Genomic DNA, 16,252 nt, shown 5'->3' with positions numbered 1-16,252 from the left:
TTTTCAATTACATTTGTAACCTTAAAAATCGATTTATGGCGAAGAATTTAGTAATAGTGGAGTCACCTGCAAAGGCCAAAACCATTGAAAAATTCCTAGGAAAGGATTTTAAAGTGGAGTCTAGTTTTGGGCATATTGCAGATTTACCTTCAAAAGAATTAGGAGTAGATGTAGAAGGAGATTTTAAGCCTAAATATGAAGTGTCTAAAGACAAAAAAGCGGTTGTTAAAAAGCTAAAAGAACTTGCTAAAAAAGCCGAAACAGTTTGGCTAGCTAGTGATGAGGATCGTGAAGGAGAAGCTATTGCATGGCATTTGGCAGAGTCGCTAGGTTTAGATAAAGAAAAAACAAAACGTATTGTATTTCACGAGATTACTAAAACAGCTATTAAAAAAGCGATAGAGAATCCTAGAAGTATAGATTACGATTTAGTAGATGCACAACAAGCACGTCGTGTATTGGATAGAATTGTGGGTTACGAATTGTCACCTGTGCTTTGGCGAAAAGTAAAAGGCGGGTTGTCAGCGGGGCGTGTTCAATCGGTTTCTGTGCGTTTAATAGTTGAGCGTGAACGAGAAATTGAAGGGTTTAAACCGGTGGCTTCTTACAGAATAGATGCTGAATTTTCAACAGAAGAAGGTCAAACTTTTAAAGCCAAACTTCCAAAGAATTTTGATACTAAAGAAGACGCATTAAAGTTTCTTGAGGCTAATGCTTCTGCAGACTTTAGCGTTGCCGATTTACAGAAAAAACCTGCAAAGAAATCGCCAGCACCACCATTTACAACATCAACATTACAACAGGAAGCGTCAAGAAAATTGTATTTTTCTGTGAGCAAAACCATGACCATGGCGCAACGTTTATACGAAGCTGGTTTGATTACTTATATGAGAACCGATAGTGTAAATTTATCAGACGAAGCAAAAAGTGGTGCGCAACGTGAAATAGAAGCTGCTTATGGTTCTAACTATAGCAAGCCAAGAAACTATAAAGGAAAATCTAAAGGCGCACAAGAGGCTCACGAAGCTATTCGTCCTACCGATTTTTCAAGACATACCGTAAATGTAGATCGCGATCAAGCACGATTATACGAGTTAATTTGGAAACGTGCTATAGCGTCGCAAATGAGCGAAGCCCAATTAGAGCGTACCAATGTAAAAATAAGCGCTACAACCCACAAAGAATTGTTTACTGCAAATGGTGAGATGATTAAATTTGATGGGTTCCTAAAAGTTTATCTTGAAGGTACTGATGATGAAGATGGCGAGCAAGACGGAATGTTGCCAAAACTAACTGTCAACGAAGCACTTTTCAATAATTTCATTACCGCTACGCAACGTTTTACACGTCCGCCATATCGTTTTACAGAAGCTTCTTTGGTTAAAAAACTTGAAGAACTTGGTATTGGTAGACCATCTACTTACGCGCCAACTATTTCAACTATTCAAAATAGAGGCTATATTGAAAAAGGTACTGTAGAAGGTGTAGAACGCAATTATGTTCAGCTAACTTTAAAAGAGGGTAATGTTAAAGATGTTACTTTAACAGAAAAAGTAGGTTCGGATAAAGGGAAGTTGGTGCCAACAGATATAGGAATGATAGTAACCGATTTCTTAGTAAATCATTTTGACACTATTTTAGATTATAATTTCACAGCAAAAGTAGAAGAAGACTTTGATGATATTGCTGATGGAAAAATAGATTGGGAAAATATGATGAAAGCTTTTTATAAAGATTTTCATCCAATAGTAGAAGATGTTCAAGAGAATGCCGAACGTGAATCTGGCGAACGAATTCTTGGTGCCGATCCTGAAACTGGACGTCAAGTAAGTGTGCGTTTAGGACGTTTTGGACCAATGGTTCAAATAGGAACAGCCGAGGAGGAAGAAAAACCACTATTTGCTAGCTTAAGCCCAGATCAACAATTAAATACTATTACGTTTGAAGAAGCTATGGATTTATTCAAACTTCCAAAACAGCTTGGCGACTATGAAGGCGAAACGGTAGAAGTGAATAATGGTCGCTATGGGCCTTATGTAAAGTTTGGTAAAAAATACATTTCACTGCCAAAAGGAAAAGATCCGTTGGATGTTGAGATGAGTGATGCTATTGAGCTTATTAAGGAGAGACAAAAAGCCGATGCCCCAATTTATAATTATAAAGATCACGATGTAACCAAAGGTAAAGGGCGTTTTGGACCATTTATAAAATGGAACAATATGTTCATTAATGTAAACAAAAAGTACGATTGGGATAATCTTTCTGATAATGACATTGAAACCTTAATAGAAGATAAGCTTCAAAAAGAACGCGATAAGCTTATTCATAATTGGGAAAAAGAAGGCATAAGAGTAGAGAAAGCGCGTTGGGGAAGACATAACATTATAAAAGGTAAAACTAAAGTAGAACTGCCTAAAACAGTAGATGTGTCTGATATGACTTTAGAAGAAGCTCAAGCGCATCTAGAGAAGAATGCCCCAAAAAAGAAGAAAAAAACAACCAGAAAAAAGTCTACAACCAAAAAGAAATAATCCTAAATGAACTTTGATTTTCTTTCTCCTGTTTCCGATTCAGTAATGGCGCATACAACATTACTGGCTTCGCAGGCGCTAGGGAGAAAGGTGTTAATTCACTCCAATCAGAATGGTTTTCCAGATTTAGAGCACGTTCAATTAGCTATAATTGGCGTTTTAGAGAATAGAAATGATATTGATTATATTGGTGATGAAATCTATCTCGATAATATTAGAAAATCGTTCTATCAATTATTTCCAGGTAATTGGAATGTTAAGGTAGCCGATTTAGGCGACATTAATAAAGGAGAGACTGTTGAAGATACTTATTATGCGCTGAGAACAATTCTGGAAATTCTTATCCAGAAAAAAATTATACCTATCATATTAGGAGGAAGTCAGGATTTAACATTTGCTAACTATCGCGCTTACGACAATATTATTCCTATGGTTAATATTGTAAATGTAGATTCAAAATTTAACTTGGGTGATTCTGCAAAACCAATAAAGAGTGATAGCTTTGTTGGGAAAATTGTTGTAGATCAACCATATAATTTGTTCAATTACTCAACAATTGGTTACCAAACCTATTTTAATTCACAAGAAGAAATAGATTTAATGGAGAAACTCTATTTCGAATCTTATAGATTAGGAGAGGTGTCAAACAATATAACTTTAGCAGAACCTGTAATGCGAGATGCTAATATTGTAAGTGTTGATTTAAATGCAGTAAAGGCATCAGAATTAGGAGGGAGACAGCAGCTGTCGCCTAACGGGTTAGATGGGAAAGAAATTTGTGCTATTTCAAGATATGCAGGGATAAGTAATAAAGTATCCTCCTTTGGTGTTTACGAATATAAACCATCAAACGATGACGATGTAACGCCAATGTTAGTAGCTCAAATTATGTGGTATTTCATTGAAGGATTTTCTTTTAGAGTTAGTGATGATGATTTTTCAGATGAAAAGAGCTACCAGAAATTTATCACTTTAGTAGAGGAGCAAGAACTTATCTTCTTTAAAAGTAATAAAACTGGACGATGGTGGATAGAAATTCCTTTTTTATCAAACGTTAATAATAAATTAAAAAAACATACGTTATTACCGTGCATGCATCAAGATTACGTAGATGCTTGTAATAATAAAGTACCTGAGCGTTGGTATAAAGCGTTCAAAAAGAATTGTATATAATAAAATGAGCATAAAACGTACAATATCATCGGTGAAATGCACTTTTCAACGATGAAATGTGTAATTTTTTAGTAAAAAAGTTGTTTTTTAAAAAATATATAGATATGTTTACGCTCTTAAAATTTTAAAGGCACAAAATTTAACCTCGAGTTTTCTATGGATATGAAGAAACTTATATTATTAATCGCAGTTTTAGCTTTTCTAACTAGTTGTGGGTCAGGAGATAAAGGCCAGCTAGTAGGAGTTAAAGGAAAGAAGTGGCACCCCGAAAAACCTTACGGAATGGAATTAATTCCTGGTGGCGCATTTATCATGGGTAAAGCAGATGATGATCTTGCTGGAATTCATGATGCTCCAACAAAAACCGTAACGGTTAGATCTTTTTACATGGATGCTACAGAAATTACTAATAGCGAATACCGTCAATTTGTAAATTGGGTTAGAGATTCTACTATTAGAACTAAGTTGGCAATATTAGCTGATGAGATTGGAGAAACTCCAGGTAATGGAGGAATTGGTGAATTTGCATTTAAAGACGCTGATACAGCAAACATGACCGTATATGAAAAGTACATGTATGATAACTATGTAGGACTTGGTCCAACAGGGTATGAAGGTAGAAAATTAAACCATGATATAGATTTAATTTTCGATACAGATGATTATCCAGATGAGTACTATGCAGAAGTTATGGATACCATGTATCTTCCTATGGAAGAGTCTTATAACGGCCAAAGAACTTGGGATGTTACTAAGTTTAAATTCCAATATACCTATATGGATATGGAAAAAGCAGCCAAAGCTTCCAACAAAGGAAAGAAACGCTCAGAGTTTATTATACAAGAAGAAGTAGAAATTTATCCTGATACAACTGCATGGATTCGTGATTTTGCTTACTCTTATAACGAACCTATGCACAACGATTACTTTTGGCATGAAGCCTATAGCGATTATCCTGTGGTAGGCGTGTCTTGGGCACAAGCAAAAGCTTTTTGCGAATGGAGAACACTGTATCATAATGCTGATAGAAAAGAAAGAGATAAACATTTTGTAAATAAATATAGACTGCCATCAGAAGCAGAATGGGAATACGCAGCAAGAGGTGGCCTGCAAGCAGCAACTTACCCTTGGGGTGGCTATTACACTAAGAATGATAGAGGATGCTTTATGGCAAACTTTAAACCATTACGTGGAGATTACGCTGCCGATCAAGCATTATACACTGTAGAAGCAGAGTCTTACGAACCTAACGATTTCAATCTTTATAATATGGCAGGTAATGTTTCAGAGTGGGTAAACGCTTCTTACGATCAATCATCTTATGAGTTCGTATCAACAATTAACCCAAGTGTTAACGATGTAAACAACCAACGTAAAGTAGTAAGAGGTGGTTCTTGGAAAGATGTTGCTTATTTCTTACAAGTAAGTTCTCGTGACTACGAATATGCTGATTCAGCAAGAAGTTATATAGGGTTTAGAACCGTGCAAGATTACATGGGAACAGATGTAACTTTAAACGCTAGAAACTAAAAGCTAACTAAATTAAAAATCAATTAACAATTAACTAAATATTAAATTACCTTAAGTATAATAGCATACTTAAACTAAAAACTAAAATTATGGCACAAAAAGGAAAACTTTCAACAATGAATATGGTTTACGGGCTTGGAGCAGCAATCGTAATTATTGGAGCACTCTTCAAAATTCAGCACTGGCCTTACGGATCTTTAATCCTTACTTTAGGGATGGTCGTTGAAGCAATAGTATTTACAGTTTCAGCTTTCGAAAAACAACAGAGTGATTTAGATTGGTCTTTGGTATTTCCAGAATTAGCTGGCGGGCAATCATTAGGCGCTAAGAAAACTAAAAAAGAAGAGCCTAAAGATGCAGAAGGATTATTATCTAAAAAATTAGACAACTTATTAAAAGAAGCTAAAATCGATGCAGACTTAATGTCTAGCTTAGGAAATAGCATTAAAAACTTTGAAGGCGCAGCAAAAGGAATTTCTCCAACAGTAGACTCTATTGCAGCTACTAAAAAATATGGTGAAGAATTATCTTTAGCAGCAGCACAAATGGAATCTTTAAATAGCATGTACAAAGTACAGTTAGAAAGTGTTAACCGTCAAGCAGCAATTAATGAAGAAACTGTTGAGAATGCTCAAAAGTTAAAAGAACAAATGCAATCATTAGCATCTAACTTATCTTCTTTAAATGGTGTTTATGGAGGTATGTTAACAGCTATGAATAAGTCTTAATTAGTATTATTTACTAGTAAATTTTAATTTCTAACAAACAAAACTAATTAAAACATGGCAGGAGGAAAATTATCTGCAAGGCAGAAAATGATTAACCTAATGTACTTAGTGTTTATTGCAATGATTGCAATGACCATGAGTAAAGAAGTACTTTCAGCATTCGGGTTAATGAACGATAAATTTGTAAGAGCTAACGAACTAGCGTCTACATCAAACACAGGAATGCTTGAAGGCTTAAAACAAAAAGCCGAAGAAAAACCAGATGAATTTAGAGTAGCTTCAAACAACGCGCAACAAATAAGCAAAATCTCTGATGACTTTTTTAAGTATTTAGGTGAACAAAAAGCAATGATCCTTGAAAAAGGTAAATTTGAAAGAGAAGAAAACGGTGACTTACCATCAGAAAAGATGGATAAAGGTGATTTCTTAGATGAGTTCTGGTTTACAGGAGATCGTTTAACCAAAGAAGGACAGGCTTTTATGGATCGTCTTAACAAATATAAGACTGATATTGAAGCTGTTTTAGGAGACGATGTAAAATACCAAAAAGCTGTTGAAAACTTTGAAGAACGTTTCAATACTAAAGAAGTCGTAAACCAAGATGGTAAAAAACTACAATGGTTAGATTACCATTTCCAAGGTTTCCCAGCTATTGCATCGTATACAAAGCTAACTGCAATGCAAAACGATGTTAAAGCGACAGAAACTAATATGTATAACCTATTTTTAGGAAACACATTAGACGAAGCGGTATCATTAAAAAACTATACTGCTATTGTAGTACCAGACAAAAATGCCTTTTTCGCTGGTGAGAAATTTACAGGTAAAGTAGTATTAGGTAAATATGCTAACGTTACACCAACCAAATTAAGCGTAGGTGGCGAGTCTCTAGATTTAGATAGAGAAGGTGCTATCGATTCTACTGGAGCTGCTCGTATCGAATTTACCGTAGGTAATGTAGGTGAACACGATGTAGAAGGACAGTTTACATTCTTAGAGGATGGTAAAGAATTACCAATCGACTTTAATGGTAAATACGTTGTTGTACCAAAACCTAATTCTGCAACTATTTCTGCAGATAAAATGAATGTTGTTTATAGAGGTGTTGTAAACCCAATGACAATTTCGTTTGCAGGTGTGCCAGATAACAAAGTTAACGCTAGTGCAACCGGATTAAGAAAAACAGGTAATGGTAAATATGAAATGAGACCTGGAACAGGTAGAGAGGTTACTATTAATGTAACTGCTACTTTAGGCGATGGTTCTGCTGTTGCAGACAGAAAAACATTTCGTATTAAAGATATACCAAAACCAACTGGAACTATTGCTGGACAAACAGGAATTGTTAAGTTACCAAGAAACAATGTACAGATTGCAACAATTGGAGCAGAGTTAGAAGATTTCGACTTCGAATTACCAATCGTAGTATCTGAATTTAAAATTAAAGTGCCAGGTCAACCTTCTGTAAGAGTAAGTGGAACAAAACTTAACTCACAAGCTAAAAACGCTTTACGTAAAGCAAGAAGAGGAGACCAAGTTGCAATTTTCGATATTAAAGCAAGTATTAGAGGAAACTCTAGTTATAAGTTAAAAAGTGTTTCTCCTGTAGTAGTAGAAATTACAAACTAAGCGCTTTATATCTTAAATTGATAAGCCCTAATAATTAAAAAGAAGAAGATGAATTTAAAGAGTATTTTATTAACCGTTGTAACCATATCGTTTGGTGTAACTGCTTATTCTCAAGCCAATATTTTAAATGCCAAAGCTCCAGAAGAGATTGGTGTAAAAACAGAGGCCCAAATAGCAGTAGATAATGATAAGCCTTTAGAATATGGTTATGTAGATGATAGAGATATTATGTTCTCTAAAATGACATGGGAACGCGTTGTTCTTGACGAACGTGTTAACTTTCCATTATATTATCCTATAGATACAAACAATATTGGGAAAAATAGACGCTCTTTATTTGATGTACTATGGAAGGCTGTTAAAGATGGAAAAATCGAGAAAATTTACGACGATTCTTACTTCACAGCAGAACGTACTATAGAAGATTTACAATACTCAATGTCTAAAGTAGATACGCTAGATATCGGTTACGAACAATTCAATGCCGAAGGACGTGTAGATCCAGAGTATATCACTAAAACCGACATTACTTCTTACCATATTAGCGCTTATTTAGTAAAAGGATTATGGTATTTTGATAAACGTCAAGGAGAATTAAAGTACAGACTTCTCGGAATTGCACCAGCAGCACCAGATGTTAACTTCTTAGATTCTGATGACGAAGCTAACAAAGAACCTATTCCTTTATTCTGGGTATTCTATCCAGATGCTAGAGAAGTATTGCACGAAGCAAAATCGTTTAACAACGAAAATAGTGCTATGCCATATTCTTTCGATCATATCTTAAATTCAAGACGATTTAACGGTTATATCTTTAAAGAAGAAAATGTATATGGTGATAGAAAAGTAACAGAATACATTTCTGATAATGCTTTAATGCAACTTCTAGAATCTGAAAGAATTAAAGAAAAAATAAGAAACTTTGAATTAGATATGTGGGCTTATTAAGCTTTTATCTAATAAACAAATAATGAAAACGCTCACTTTTAAGTGGGCGTTTTTTTTATGTTACCTTCGTAGAATATGAAAGTAGATTATATTATAGTTGGTCAAGGATTGGCAGGGGTTAATTTTTGCCATTTATTGCTAAAGCAGAACAAGTCGTTTGTTGTATTTGATGATAACTCCCAACAATCATCTACAGTTGCTGGTGGATTATATAACCCAGTAGTTTTAAAACGATTTACACCAGTGTGGAAAAGTGATAAGCAGTTAGAGTTGGTAAATCGTGTTTATAACGACTTAGAGGCTTACTTAGAGACTACTCTAGACTATAAACTTCCTGTAAAACGGTTATTCAATTCGGTAGAAGAACAAAACAATTGGTTTGTAGCAGCCGATAAATATGGCCTACAAAAATATTTGTCTCCAAAAATTTGTAGCAATAATAATGTGGCTGTTCCTGCCCCATATGGTTTAGGTGAAGTGCTACATACAGGAAGAATAGATACAGAACATTTATTGGTTACGTTTAAGAACAAGTTGGAGAGCACATATATTAATGAATCGTTTAATTATGATGATTTAATAATTAAGGAAGACTATGTAATTTATAAAGATATTCAAGCAAAAAGTATCGTGTTTTGTGAAGGCTTTGGTTTAAAAAAGAACCCTTATTTTAACTATTTACCATTAAATGGCACCAAAGGTGAACTATTAACCATTCATGCTCCAGATTTAAAAATAGATTTTGTGTTAAAATCCAGTGCATTTTTAATTCCGTTAGGGGATGATTATTATACAGTAGGCGCTACTTATAATTGGACCGATAAAACAAACAAGCCTTCAGAGGAAGGTAAAAAGGAGCTTTTAGATAAGCTAAATACATTTATTCAGTGCGATTTTAAAGTTGTTAATCAAAAAGCAGGAATTCGTCCTACCGTAAAAGATAGAAGGCCACTAGTTGGTCAACACCCTAAATATAATAATCTTTATGTGTTAAATGGTCTTGGTACTAGAGGCGTTATGATAGCACCTTATGTAGCCCAACAGCTTTACAACCTTATTGAAAAGGATGTTAATTTAGAAGAAGAGATTAATGTTACTCGCTTTTCTTCTTAACTAAGTTTTTATCGTAATGCATAAAAATGTTAATCCATACGTTTCTAGATAAACGCATAATAATAGGGGCAAAAACAACCAATGTTCCAATAATTGCAAAAAAGGCTGTTTTTAAACTACTTCCTAAAAAGAGGTAGCTTATAACAAAAGCCGCGACGCCAAAAGCAATACCAATAGCATAGCTAACATACATGGAGCCATAAAAGAACGATGGTTCTATTCGGTATTTGGTATGGCAATGCGAACATTCCTCATTTATTTTTAAAACATCTGATAAAATGTATGGGTTTTTAGTTTCATACATAGATTCTTGATGGCATTTTGGACAACTACCTGTTAAAATGCTGTATAGTTTGGAGCCTTTTTTAATCATAATTAAAACTGTACTTTTGCGCTGAAAATTGTAATTACAAAATTACAATATTATCTATCATAAATTGTAACAAAAGTCACAAATGCTCAATATTCATAACCTTTCTATTAGTTTTCAAGGCGAATTTCTATTCGAAGAAATTACATTTAAATTGGGTGTTGGTGATTGTGTTGGATTAATTGGAAAAAATGGTGCAGGGAAATCTACCATGCTTAAAATTCTTTCTAAAGAACTTGAGCCAGACTCTGGCCAAATTGCAGCCGATAAAGATTTAAGTATTGGGTTTTTAAAACAAGATATCGATTTTGAGTTTGGCAAAACTGTTTTAGAAGAATCTTACGAGGCTTTCAAGGATATTAAGGATTTGGAAGCCAAAATGGAACATATTAATTTACAGCTAGCCGAACGTACTGATTACGAAAGCGAGAGTTACAACCAGTTAATGATTGATTTAAATGATATTCAACATCAGTATGAAATTTTAGGCGGTTACAACTATCAAGGTGATACCGAAAAGATTTTACAAGGCCTAGGTTTTAAACGAGAAGACTTTAATAAGCTTACCGATACTTTTTCCGGTGGATGGCGTATGCGTATAGAATTAGCCAAACTTTTGTTACAAAATAACGATGTGTTGCTTTTAGATGAGCCCACAAACCACTTGGACATTGAGTCGATAATTTGGTTAGAAAACTTTTTGAAAAATTATCAAGGTGCCGTTGTAATTGTATCTCACGATAAAATGTTTTTAGATAATGTTACTAATCGAACCATTGAAATTTCATTAGGTAGAATTTATGATTATCCAAAACCATACAGTGAGTTTTTAGTACTTAGGGAAGAGATAAGAGAACAACAATTAGCCGCTCATAAAAATCAAGAAAAGCAAATACAGCAAACCGAAAAACTTATTGAAAAATTTAGAGCAAAAGCCTCTAAAGCTTCAATGGCACAATCTTTAATAAAAAAATTAGATAAAATAGATCGTATTGAAGTTGATGAGGAAGATAATAGTGTGATGACATTAAATTTCCCTGTGTCAATTACACCAGGTAAAGTCGTGCTTGAAGCTATAAATGTGTCTAAAAATTATGGAGAACTTCAAGTATTAAATAATATTAATCTATCTATTGCAAGAGATAGTAAAGTTGCTTTTGTTGGACAAAACGGTCAAGGAAAATCAACATTGGCTAAGATTATTGTTAATGAAATTGAACACCAAGGCCAGTTAAATTTAGGACATAACGTACAAATAGGATATTTTGCCCAAAATCAAGCTGAATATTTAGACGGAAATAAAACCGTTCATGATACCATGATTGATGCAGCAAACGAAACTAATAGAACCAAAGTGCGCGATATTTTAGGTGCATTTTTATTTCGTGGCGAAGAAGTCGATAAATATGTTAGAGTATTGTCTGGAGGCGAACGGAATCGCTTAGCATTAGCCAAATTAATGTTACAGCCATTTAATGTGCTGGTTATGGATGAGCCCACAAACCATTTAGATATCAAATCAAAAAATGTATTAAAAGATGCTTTAAATCGTTTTGAAGGAACATTAATATTAGTATCTCACGATCGTGATTTTTTACAAGGATTAACCAATACTGTTTATGAGTTTAAAGACCAAAAAATTAAAGAATATTTGGGCGATATTGACTTTTATTTAAAACAACGCAATGTTGAAAACCTTCGCGAAGTAGAAAAACGGGATGTTGTAAAAGAAGAGTCTAAGCAAAGCATTAACCTAAGTTACGAAGCGCAGAAACAGCAAAAATCTCTAAAAAATAAATTAAGCAAAGTAGAGTCTAAAATCACGCAATTAGAAAAAGACATTAAAGCAATTGATGTCGAGCTTGCTGTAAACTATGATGAAACTGTGTCAAAACCCAATTTTTTTGATAGCTATCAAGCTAAAAAAAATCAATTAGAACAATTAATGCTAGATTGGGAAACTATTCAAGAAGCATTAGATGCGTTATAGTTATACATAAATTCTTTCAAATACATGTAGTTGGTCGAATAAAGTTGGTTTTATACCTATCATTTTCTTAATTTGTTTGTGTTAACCCCAAACAATCAACTATGAAAAATAGTATTACAATTCTATTTTCTTTATTAATACCGTTTTTTGCTCTATCTCAAGTTTCAAGTTCAGAAAAGCAAGCCTTAAAAAGCCTATATAAAGCTACAAACGGTGATGCATGGACCAATACATGGAACTTAAATACACCTGTTTCTAATTGGTATGGTGTTACTGTAGAGAATAATCATGTAGTAAGTTTACAATTACATATGAATAATTTAGACGGGGAAATTCCTAACCAGCTTAAAAAGCTTATTTATCTAAAACATTTAAACTTAGGGTTTAATAAGTTGTCAGGCGAATTGCCTAAAAGTATTGGAGAACTTTCAAACCTTGAAAGTTTAGAGTTATTTATGAATAAATTAGAAGGTGAAATTCCAGAAAGTTTAGTCAATTTAAAAAAGCTTAAAGTTATAAAACTTTATAGCAACACCTTAGAAGGTATTATACCAGAAACTTTAATGAGCTTAAAAAACCTTAAAGAATTGTCTTTAGGAAGTAATCATTTAACAGGTACTATTCCAACATCTGTAGGTGAATTAGTGCAATTAGAGAAATTAATTTTGTTAGATAATCATTTAGAAGGTCATATACCAATTGAAATAGGGCAATTAAAATCATTAAAAGAATTAGTCTTGTCAAGCAATAATCTTACAGGAGTTTTACCTTTTGAAGTGGCTAGATTACGCCATTTAGAAATTATGATGGTGAGTGATAATAATTTAGAAAAAGAATATGTAACAGTAACTGGTAAATCTACGCCTCCTGGATTACAGATTATTCCTGAAGATGAAGGCATGATTGCAACAGATTATTTCGACGATTAAAAAGCAAAAAAATCAACACAATATTTATAAAAGGATAGCAGGCATGTTATCCTTTTTTTCTTGCCCAATATTACCATTCTTTAAAAACGTACAATATTTAATCGTGCATTTCGTCGAAAAAAATTGCGTTTAATCAATATATGAATTATTATTGCTTAGCTTTTAGCCTCAAAACCAAAAGAATATGAAAACAACTAAACTAGCCTTTTTACTGTTTTTGGTTACCACTTTAACCTTTGCTTCAATTTCTCCACGAGAAAAGGAAGCCTTATTAGATTTTTATCAAGCAACTAAAGGTAATAATTGGGTTAACGCATGGGATATAAATAAACCTGTTAACACATGGTATGGTGTTACTATAGAAAATAATGCTGTAGTAAAGCTACATTTAGAAATGAATAATCTTCATGGAATTTTACCAGAGTCGTTAGCTAATTTAACTCACCTTAAAGAACTAAAACTAGGTTTTAATAATATATCAGGTAACTTACCAACTACATTAGGACAATTAAAACAGTTAGAAATATTAGAGCTTTATATGAATAAATTAAGTGGCGAGATTCCAAATGAACTGACTACTTTACGCCACCTTAAAGTGTTAAAACTATATAGTAATAGTTTAACAGGTCATATTCCCAATGAAATGAGTAACTTAAGCAACCTTGAAGAGTTGTTATTAGGAAGCAACTTTTTTACAGGAGTTATTCCTAAAGGATTAGGAGAGTTATCAAAATTAGAAAAACTGAGTTTAATTGATAATAAATTAGAAGGGCGTATTCCTCATGAAATAGGAAATTTAGATAACTTGAAAGAACTAGTACTTTCTAGCAATCAATTATCGGGGCGTTTGCCATATGGTATTTATGGTTTAAAAAAGTTATCAGTTATAATGGTAAGTGATAATAATTTAGATAAGGAGTATGTATCGGTAATTAAACAAGACGATTCTAGTATATTAGGAATTCCACAAAATGAAAATGAAGCTATAGCAACAGATTATATTGATGATTAATAGCACTAAATATTGTTGTTGATTTGAAAAAGGAGCTAAAAAAATGGCTCCTTTTTTATTTCATAAATATTTTGAAATATTTTCTTGTTAAAACCAAAAAAGCTAGTATATTTGCAGTCCAATATCGCGGGATAGAGCAGTAGGTAGCTCGTCGGGCTCATAACCCGAAGGTCACTGGTTCGAGTCCAGTTCCCGCTACAAATGACAAAGTCACGTATATAAACGGTTTGGTGTTGCCAAACCGTTTTTTTATGCGTAATTTTAACGACCTAATTGAGCAAGAATACAAAAGTGCATACGAAAGTGCATACGATTTGTCATTGAAAAAAGAATTTTCCACACCCAAAATCTACACGGCGAACAACGATTTATCCAAACGTTGGTATGTGTATTTTTCCTTTAGAAATCCTGAAACAGGAAAGTTAAAACGTCAGACACCAATTTATGGTGAAGCAAACAAATACAAGACCAAAGAAGAACGGTTAGCTGTTTTGACTATTTTACGGCAAGTGTTACAAAAGCTTTTACGACAAGGTTACAATCCATATCAGGACAATGAGACCCTTTATCTTGGAAGTAAAGATAAACACCCAACAAAAGTAATTGAAGAAAAACTAGAAAGTATTGAAAGTTCTTTTGAGCAAGACGATAATGGCATAGCAAACAAGGCAGAAGTTAAAAAAACGCCTATTGAGGAAGTAGAAGCTACTTTACAGGAAGCTTTTGATTTTGATTTGGTGCTTAAAAAGAAGACCTTACAGGCCAGTAGTTTACGTTCTTATGGTAGCCATATCAAAATATTTAAGGAATGGCTTAAGGATAACAAGAAGGATGTTAAGTATATAAAACAAGTGAATAAAGCAATAGTTTCAGAATTTCTGCTTGGAATTATGACTAAAACATCAGCTAGAAACAGGAATAATTATAGAGCTAGTTTAAGTAGTTTTTTTTCAACATTGGAAGAACATGAAATGGTTCGAGAAAACTTTATTAAAAAAATAAAGAATCTTAAAACTACAACAACAAGAAATAAAACGTATACAAAAATTCAACAACAGGAAATATTCGACCATTTAGAAAATGAAGATCCTACATTGTTATTATTTATAAAGTTTGTTTCCTATAATTTTTTGCGACCAATAGAGGTTTGTAGGTTGAAAATAGGAGATATAAATGCTGAAAACCGTACTTTGAGTTTTAAGGCAAAGAATAGTCCATTAAAAACTAAAATAATTCCTGAAGTATTATGGGGAGATTTGCCGGATCTGGATAGACATAAACCAGAAGATTTTCTATTTACGCCTGAAGGCATTGGTGGAGTGTGGAAAACAACAGCTGACAATAAGCGCAACTACTTCTCCAAACGCTTTAAAAGAGTGGTGAAGGATAAGTTTGGATTAGGAGAAGAATATGGCCTATATAGTTTTAGACATACCTATATTACAAAACTATATCGAGAATTAAGAAAGACCTTGACTCCATTTGAGACTAAAAGTTATCTTATGCAAATAACAGGACATTCAACGATGTTGGCTCTTGAACAGTACCTAAGAGATATAGATGCAGAGTTACCTGAAGATTATTCAAAATTTATTGAACCTAGATGAAAGGAAAGTTAGAACAAATTTTGCATGATACTACAGTAAACCTATTTAAGGTTAGTATTTTCTATATTCCAGAATCGTTACTTGAGTTAATGAATATTCAAAAGACAAAGGACGTGGTAAAGGATATAAACAAATTGGTTTTGATTGATAAGGATGGCTTTACAATAGATCTTGAAGATACGAAGGCAGGCATGTTCATTCTGTCAAAAAAACGGTTCCTTGATGAAAATATCATTCTGTTGTATGATTTTAAGGAAAACAATAGCAAAGGAGGATTTGAGTATGTTTTAGAAAAATATGGTGAGATGGTTAATTCATTATTGTATTTAAGTGAATGGTTAAACAGCCATGTACAGGATGATATGCTTAATATAACAACTGACCAGAAAACAGCTTTCAATTTACAGCACCAATTTTTTTTAAGTCATAAGCATGAGTTTGAAAAAAAGTTCTCTAAAAAGTCTCAAATATTTCCGAATAGTAAGTTAAATACCAAGACCATCTTGAGTAATCTAAAGCCTATTGTTCCAAAACTAAATAAGCAGTTTGTTCAGAAACCAATAAGTAAAGGTTTGGATAGGAGAGAACATATTAAAAAGTTAAAAGCAGATACAAGAGCAAAAGCTGAAAACTATCTTTTGGAAACTGTTTTTGGTGTAAATATTATCAAAAATTAGTAAATTTACGTCAAA

The 16,252-nt window shown here is 33.2% G+C and carries 13 protein-coding genes and 1 tRNA gene; 13 read left to right on the top strand and 1 reads right to left on the bottom strand.

The genetic code is table 11. The annotated features are described in order from the left end of the window. Positions 1-35 precede the first annotated feature (35 nt). The 7 genes from topA to R3L15_RS10410 all read left to right on the top strand — a co-directional run bounded on the left by topA (position 36) and on the right by R3L15_RS10410 (position 9,652). The gene (topA, locus tag R3L15_RS10440; RefSeq protein WP_338731569.1) at positions 36-2,531 is read left to right on the top strand and encodes a type I DNA topoisomerase; all 2,496 of its coding nucleotides are present in this window, start codon (positions 36-38) and stop codon (positions 2,529-2,531) included. 6 nt (positions 2,532-2,537) lie between these two features. Beyond that, positions 2,538-3,704 carry a formimidoylglutamase gene (locus R3L15_RS10435; protein ID WP_338731567.1) on the top strand — a complete coding sequence of 389 codons (1,167 nt, stop codon included), beginning with the start codon at positions 2,538-2,540 and terminating at the stop codon, positions 3,702-3,704. Positions 3,705-3,866: 162 nt separating this feature from the next. After that, a complete protein-coding gene (gene gldK, locus R3L15_RS10430; RefSeq protein WP_338731565.1) occupies positions 3,867-5,234 on the top strand; it encodes a gliding motility lipoprotein GldK in 1,368 nt (455 codons plus the stop codon). 89 nt (positions 5,235-5,323) lie between these two features. Further along, a complete protein-coding gene (gene gldL, locus R3L15_RS10425; RefSeq protein WP_338731564.1) occupies positions 5,324-5,962 on the top strand; it encodes a gliding motility protein GldL in 639 nt (212 codons plus the stop codon). Between the two features lie 54 nt (positions 5,963-6,016). Then, positions 6,017-7,591 (top strand): gliding motility protein GldM, encoded by a 1,575-nt coding sequence (gene gldM / locus R3L15_RS10420; RefSeq protein ID WP_338731562.1) that lies wholly within the window; start codon positions 6,017-6,019, stop codon positions 7,589-7,591. 48 nt (positions 7,592-7,639) lie between these two features. After that, positions 7,640-8,539 (top strand): gliding motility protein GldN, encoded by a 900-nt coding sequence (gldN, locus tag R3L15_RS10415; protein WP_338731560.1) that lies wholly within the window; start codon positions 7,640-7,642, stop codon positions 8,537-8,539. Positions 8,540-8,614: 75 nt separating this feature from the next. Beyond that, positions 8,615-9,652, top strand: coding sequence for an FAD-dependent oxidoreductase (locus R3L15_RS10410; RefSeq protein ID WP_338731558.1), 1,038 nt, complete (start codon positions 8,615-8,617; stop codon positions 9,650-9,652). On the opposite strand, the gene R3L15_RS10405 is transcribed toward R3L15_RS10410, so the two are convergent. Further along, a complete protein-coding gene (locus tag R3L15_RS10405; RefSeq protein ID WP_338731557.1) occupies positions 9,633-10,025 on the bottom strand; it encodes a DUF983 domain-containing protein in 393 nt (130 codons plus the stop codon). The two genes, R3L15_RS10410 and R3L15_RS10405, sit on opposite strands and share 20 nt — an antisense overlap. A gap of 82 nt (positions 10,026-10,107) precedes the next feature. Here R3L15_RS10405 and R3L15_RS10400 point away from each other — a divergent pair, with 82 nt between their 5' ends. From R3L15_RS10400 to R3L15_RS10375, 6 genes are all read left to right on the top strand, one after another. Continuing rightward, the gene (locus tag R3L15_RS10400) at positions 10,108-12,012 is read left to right on the top strand and encodes an ATP-binding cassette domain-containing protein (RefSeq protein ID WP_338731556.1); all 1,905 of its coding nucleotides are present in this window, start codon (positions 10,108-10,110) and stop codon (positions 12,010-12,012) included. Positions 12,013-12,113: 101 nt separating this feature from the next. Continuing rightward, positions 12,114-12,941 carry a Two component regulator three Y domain protein gene (locus R3L15_RS10395; RefSeq protein ID WP_338731555.1) on the top strand — a complete coding sequence of 276 codons (828 nt, stop codon included), beginning with the start codon at positions 12,114-12,116 and terminating at the stop codon, positions 12,939-12,941. A 184-nt stretch (positions 12,942-13,125) separates the two neighbouring features. Continuing rightward, the gene (locus R3L15_RS10390) at positions 13,126-13,953 is read left to right on the top strand and encodes a Two component regulator three Y domain protein (RefSeq protein WP_338731554.1); all 828 of its coding nucleotides are present in this window, start codon (positions 13,126-13,128) and stop codon (positions 13,951-13,953) included. A 125-nt stretch (positions 13,954-14,078) separates the two neighbouring features. After that, positions 14,079-14,151: transfer RNA gene (locus R3L15_RS10385), tRNA-Met, on the top strand. A 53-nt stretch (positions 14,152-14,204) separates the two neighbouring features. Then, positions 14,205-15,560, top strand: a complete 1,356-nt coding sequence (locus tag R3L15_RS10380) for a site-specific integrase (protein WP_338731553.1) — start codon at positions 14,205-14,207, stop codon at positions 15,558-15,560. Further along, positions 15,557-16,237, top strand: coding sequence for a hypothetical protein (locus R3L15_RS10375; protein WP_338731551.1), 681 nt, complete (start codon positions 15,557-15,559; stop codon positions 16,235-16,237). Before R3L15_RS10380 ends, R3L15_RS10375 begins: the two co-directional genes overlap by 4 nt. Positions 16,238-16,252 lie beyond the last annotated feature (15 nt).

Source organism: Mangrovimonas cancribranchiae (genome assembly GCF_037126245.1).
GTDB lineage: Bacteria > Bacteroidota > Bacteroidia > Flavobacteriales > Flavobacteriaceae > Mangrovimonas > Mangrovimonas cancribranchiae.
This window is presented reverse-complemented; position numbering and strand designations above follow the sequence as displayed.

What these genes read in the sequence shown, in the direction of transcription:
- topA (WP_338731569.1), top strand. Translation starts at nt 36, where the DNA reads ATGGCGAAGAATTTAGTAATAGTGGAGTCACCTGCAAAGGCCAAAACC.
- R3L15_RS10435 (WP_338731567.1), top strand. Translation starts at nt 2,538, where the DNA reads ATGAACTTTGATTTTCTTTCTCCTGTTTCCGATTCAGTAATGGCGCAT.
- gldK (WP_338731565.1), top strand. Translation starts at nt 3,867, where the DNA reads ATGAAGAAACTTATATTATTAATCGCAGTTTTAGCTTTTCTAACTAGT.
- gldL (WP_338731564.1), top strand. Translation starts at nt 5,324, where the DNA reads ATGGCACAAAAAGGAAAACTTTCAACAATGAATATGGTTTACGGGCTT.
- gldM (WP_338731562.1), top strand. Translation starts at nt 6,017, where the DNA reads ATGGCAGGAGGAAAATTATCTGCAAGGCAGAAAATGATTAACCTAATG.
- gldN (WP_338731560.1), top strand. Translation starts at nt 7,640, where the DNA reads ATGAATTTAAAGAGTATTTTATTAACCGTTGTAACCATATCGTTTGGT.
- R3L15_RS10410 (WP_338731558.1), top strand. Translation starts at nt 8,615, where the DNA reads ATGAAAGTAGATTATATTATAGTTGGTCAAGGATTGGCAGGGGTTAAT.
- R3L15_RS10405 (WP_338731557.1), bottom strand. Translation starts at nt 10,025, where the DNA reads ATGATTAAAAAAGGCTCCAAACTATACAGCATTTTAACAGGTAGTTGT.
- R3L15_RS10400 (WP_338731556.1), top strand. Translation starts at nt 10,108, where the DNA reads ATGCTCAATATTCATAACCTTTCTATTAGTTTTCAAGGCGAATTTCTA.
- R3L15_RS10395 (WP_338731555.1), top strand. Translation starts at nt 12,114, where the DNA reads ATGAAAAATAGTATTACAATTCTATTTTCTTTATTAATACCGTTTTTT.
- R3L15_RS10390 (WP_338731554.1), top strand. Translation starts at nt 13,126, where the DNA reads ATGAAAACAACTAAACTAGCCTTTTTACTGTTTTTGGTTACCACTTTA.
- R3L15_RS10380 (WP_338731553.1), top strand. Translation starts at nt 14,205, where the DNA reads ATGCGTAATTTTAACGACCTAATTGAGCAAGAATACAAAAGTGCATAC.
- R3L15_RS10375 (WP_338731551.1), top strand. Translation starts at nt 15,557, where the DNA reads ATGAAAGGAAAGTTAGAACAAATTTTGCATGATACTACAGTAAACCTA.